At 44.6% G+C, this 3,713-nt stretch carries 7 protein-coding genes; all 7 read right to left on the reverse strand.

The window, feature by feature from the left end:
• The coding region (locus tag F6K37_RS34645) for a class I SAM-dependent methyltransferase (RefSeq protein ID WP_287255358.1) at positions 1 to 274 on the reverse strand (274 nt) is incomplete at its 3' end.
• A 41-nt stretch (positions 275 to 315) separates the two neighbouring features.
• Positions 316 to 498: a hypothetical protein gene (locus F6K37_RS34650; RefSeq protein ID WP_287255361.1), complete on the reverse strand. Its 183-nt coding sequence runs from the start codon at positions 496 to 498 to the stop codon at positions 316 to 318.
• A 136-nt stretch (positions 499 to 634) separates the two neighbouring features.
• Entirely contained in the window at positions 635 to 1,171 is a 537-nt protein-coding gene (locus F6K37_RS34655) for a Nif11-like leader peptide family natural product precursor (protein ID WP_287255363.1), read from the reverse strand.
• A gap of 191 nt (positions 1,172 to 1,362) precedes the next feature.
• Complete coding sequence (locus F6K37_RS34660; RefSeq protein ID WP_287255365.1) at positions 1,363 to 2,820, reverse strand: zinc ribbon domain-containing protein; 1,458 nt, start codon at positions 2,818 to 2,820, stop codon at positions 1,363 to 1,365.
• A 149-nt stretch (positions 2,821 to 2,969) separates the two neighbouring features.
• The gene (locus tag F6K37_RS34665) at positions 2,970 to 3,218 is read right to left on the reverse strand and encodes a cyanobactin biosynthesis system PatB/AcyB/McaB family protein (protein WP_287255366.1); all 249 of its coding nucleotides are present in this window, start codon (positions 3,216 to 3,218) and stop codon (positions 2,970 to 2,972) included.
• Between the two features lie 104 nt (positions 3,219 to 3,322).
• Complete coding sequence (locus F6K37_RS34670; RefSeq protein ID WP_287255369.1) at positions 3,323 to 3,478, reverse strand: hypothetical protein; 156 nt, start codon at positions 3,476 to 3,478, stop codon at positions 3,323 to 3,325.
• A 33-nt stretch (positions 3,479 to 3,511) separates the two neighbouring features.
• Positions 3,512 to 3,713: cyanobactin maturation protease PatG family protein (locus F6K37_RS34675; protein ID WP_502887800.1), on the reverse strand; the 202-nt coding region annotated here is incomplete at its 5' end.

Genomic DNA, 3,713 nt, shown 5'->3' on the forward strand with positions numbered 1-3,713 from the left:
CTGCTCCTAAGTTCAGAACTGCATCGACTCCCCCTTGCTCAATACTCTGGATAATCAACTCGTCCATAACACAGGTGCGCACGATACACCCAGGGGCGTGGGCCTCCTGCTGGGGCATTTGCTGCAAGACCTGCTTTCCTCGAGTTCCCGCCAAAATGCGGGCATAGGGGTCATGAAAATGAGCGTCTGGGCGATCGCTCTCCAGAACCCGATAGAAGGCTGTGAGGAAGGCCGTATCAGAGATGTCTTGAACGGGTAAGGAAGTAAGACTCATGCTCAGACTCCTGAAGGATCATTCCTACGAGACAATTAGTGCTAGATAAAAGCGCCTAAAGCTGCCGTTCCGAGTGACGTTACAATTGGAGCTACAGCGTCTGTAACTCTAACAACGTCATCTATAGTGTCACTAGCTTCAACACCATTGACACCATTATGCAAGGACAGGGTAGTCCCGGAAATGTTTCGTTGAATAGGTGCAGTTTGTTTTGGTAATTTCATGATTCTTTCTCCTGAAGTGGGCTGTTACTTACTTGATTAGATGTGAGTTTTCGCCTAACACATACCCTAACCAAGGGGGGACATGCCCAGCTTGAATGGGAAGTTTCATCACCGTGTCTCCTGAATCAAGATTTAATCAGATTCCCTGTGCGACCTCTTCAACATCTTCTGCTGTAAAGGAATAACCTTCCGCTTCACCGAGTTTGACTAGGACTTGGGCAAGGTTGCCTTTGCCAGTCGTTGTCTGCAGCTTCTCACTTAGCTTTTGTTGCAAGGCTGGATCTTGTTTAACATCTGTCAAAAAGTGTTCCAGGCTTCCCTGGGCCAAGGTGTAAAATGCTGAGATCAGCTCCTCAACAGAATTAGCACTCCACGATCCAGGCATTGTCATCACATCTTGAGCGGCAAAGTTGTAACCACCCTGAGTTTTGGCGAGAGCCAGCAATTGTTCGACAAAGGCACCTTTATCCGTTATCTTGTTCAGTTCTGCTTGCAGATTAGGGTCGTTTTGAACAACCCAGGAAAAATGTTGCAGGTTGCTTTGTTTCTGTAGCTTTGCCAATAATTTGTCAACAATTTCAGTCAGTTGAACCGTCGGCTCAGCTTCTGAGGTACTCGGAGGTTTGCTTTTTTTTTTGGCTATTGTTCGATAAATGGCCTGGTGAATATTCATGGCTTTTATTACTAAGTTGAATCCTGGAGTTAGTTAGTCGAGCCAACACCATCAAATCGGGATACTCTTAAACCGGTATTAATTGGGACAAACCAATATCAAACGGTCAAGGTGCATTTTCTTGTTGCCTGAGTGAGGAGTGGTCATGAACCATTGGAGTAAGTCTTCCACTCATCTTTTCTAGGCGTTCCTCAAATCCCGTTGAGGAGTTCCTTGAAAGCCTTAGTTTTGGTATGCTTAGAGTCAATCCATCCAAGCTCGACTGCATCAAGCAGACTAAGTCCCATCCCTTTCAAAAAACGCGCGGTACGACGCAACAATACGGCCTGAACCTCGGTCTTGTTCATGTACCGAGAAATCTCCTTGTCTGTACCTCTGGCAAGGATGTTCTTAGCAGCATTGCAGTCAGCCTGTAACACGACCCCATCAAATCCGGTAAAATTGTCCCCAGTCCTTTTCCCCAACAGGGTTCCATTTCTGGAGTCAATTTGCGACGTGTAACTAGGCTGAACTTCTGTGACAAGCGAGCCAGTCCAATCAGCCCATTTCTGCAAAGAATCTCGCATAACTCCTTTCATCCAACTATTGAGTTTGCGGGACACGGCCTTAGACTGGCGCTTATTTCGGATCGGCTGTGTTAAATCTTCAGCAAACACCTTTAAAGATTCCCCATTAAAAAGAGACTTAGAGGCTGCTCCTATTATCGCCGTCAGTTCTGATTGATTTTTTCTGTAACGGCGATTTTCTGTTTTTCTGGTCAGATTATTTTCGAGTATTCGAGCCGACTTGGCCGGGTCTATTTTTTCTAGTTTTCTATGAAGTGCCCAAAGCTTACCCCTGTTCCGGTTCTTTGCACATATGCGCTCAGACTTTTTGGTGGCTACTTTTCCTAGTTCTTTTCCGTGAGCTTGACCCTCTGAGTCATAGAAAGCCTCAGTGTAACCCTTGTCTACTCCTATACTCCGACGTTCAGATGAAATCTCTACGGTTCCATAGTCTACCAAGAAGTGAATTTCAAATCTTTGCAGGAGTTGGTTGTGGATTAACCTTATTTGTCCTTTTATTTTTCGGTTAGACCTAACAACTATCCTGTTCCTCTTCCCTCTTTTTAATCCAGCTATTTCTAACTGGTAAGTATTACGGGAAAGTCTTTTGCATTTGTACCCTCCTTGTTGATAGACTATCTGGTTTTTACCCCAAGAATGTCCCCGCTGAAATTCCTTTCTGACAAATCTGTGTAAGAGGGAGTTATCGAGGAAAGCTACGGTCTTAAGTTGTTTGCAAAGCTCTTTCCGCTTCTTTTGGTTATCTTTCCCAGGGAACCTTTTGTAAACCTTTTTAATTACCGCTTCAGTGCAAGCAGCTTGGCTCGCTGTAATGGCCTTGGCTACATCACTGACCGTCCATTCCATCAATTTAGAGGGCAATCCCAGGGATTCGGGACTTCTAAAACTCCTGACTTCTGGGTATGCTTTTTTCCAGTCGAGTCCCCAGTAGCTAATGCTTCCCAATTTGTTGTAAGACTCAGAGCGAACCACACCAAGTTTTTTCATAGTAGACAGTAACTCAAGCTCAACCGACTTTGCTATCCCCACTACAGGGACGATTTGAGTCGATATCTTCCTGGTTGCTCCTACTTTTTTTGGCATGGTCGCAAAACTCTGTGTCCTATTTTAATTATACCATAGCGCTAGTAAATTGTCCATGTCTGATTTATACGGTTAAATACATTATTATCCCTATTTTTAGGGGTTTGGCTGCGAGGCGCTCAACTTCTAAGCTAAGCAATACTTCAACTCTAAAGCCCACCATAGGTAGCTGAGCATCTTGCTCTTGACTGTCCAGAGAATATCTGACAGCCACAGAAGTTGGCTGGCATCAAGAATCTCATGGGATTGTTATAGTTGGCACCATGAAGTAAATAAAATTTAAGGTTGCGCAACTCATCCACTGCATTTGCCTCTATTAATATTTGCAGGTCTACGGTTGTGGAAGGGTCAATCAGGTCTGGTCTTTTAACGGGTACAGATTGCTTCGGTAGTTTCATAACTTGATCGCGTCATGGATGTTTACCTTTGTTAATGGTTGTTGATGGGTCTGTAACTACCTAGCACAGACCAGTTTCCCTCATCAAATCCAATCAATTTGGACTCAGAATTTGAGGGTTACTTCCAAGCCTGATGCACCTGATGTCCCTCTCAGTATGTCCTCAAAGGCAGTAGTGCTAGGTTTAACCCCTTTCTGGTTAGATATTGCTGCTGAGGTGGAAGGACGTTGAACAGGTACAGCTTGCTTAGGACATTTCATGGCCGTTTCTCCTTTTTTAAAAAAAATATCTGACTAGAGCGCATCCCAAATTCTGGGTTGACCCATGGTCACCGGCATAATATCACTAACATCAATTGTATATCGCAGGATTTTTTTGGCTCGTCTATCGTTTTCTGGGTCAAAGAACTTAAGCTTGACATCCCAGCAGTCTGAATCGACTCGGCAGAAGGGGCTTCGTTCAACCCCAATGGTATCAAGCTGCATAGACCCAGCA

This window comes from Moorena sp. SIO4E2 (assembly GCF_010671945.1).
GTDB classification, from domain to species: Bacteria; Cyanobacteriota; Cyanobacteriia; order Cyanobacteriales; family Coleofasciculaceae; genus Moorena; species Moorena producens.

Coding starts and splice junctions, on each gene's coding strand:
- F6K37_RS34665 (WP_287255366.1), bottom strand. CDS start 3,218: ATGAAACTACCGAAGCAATCTGTACCCGTTAAAAGACCAGACCTGATT.
- F6K37_RS34670 (WP_287255369.1), bottom strand. CDS start 3,478: ATGAAATGTCCTAAGCAAGCTGTACCTGTTCAACGTCCTTCCACCTCA.
- F6K37_RS34655 (WP_287255363.1), bottom strand. CDS start 1,171: ATGAATATTCACCAGGCCATTTATCGAACAATAGCCAAAAAAAAAAGC.
- F6K37_RS34660 (WP_287255365.1), bottom strand. CDS start 2,820: ATGCCAAAAAAAGTAGGAGCAACCAGGAAGATATCGACTCAAATCGTC.
- F6K37_RS34650 (WP_287255361.1), bottom strand. CDS start 498: ATGAAATTACCAAAACAAACTGCACCTATTCAACGAAACATTTCCGGG.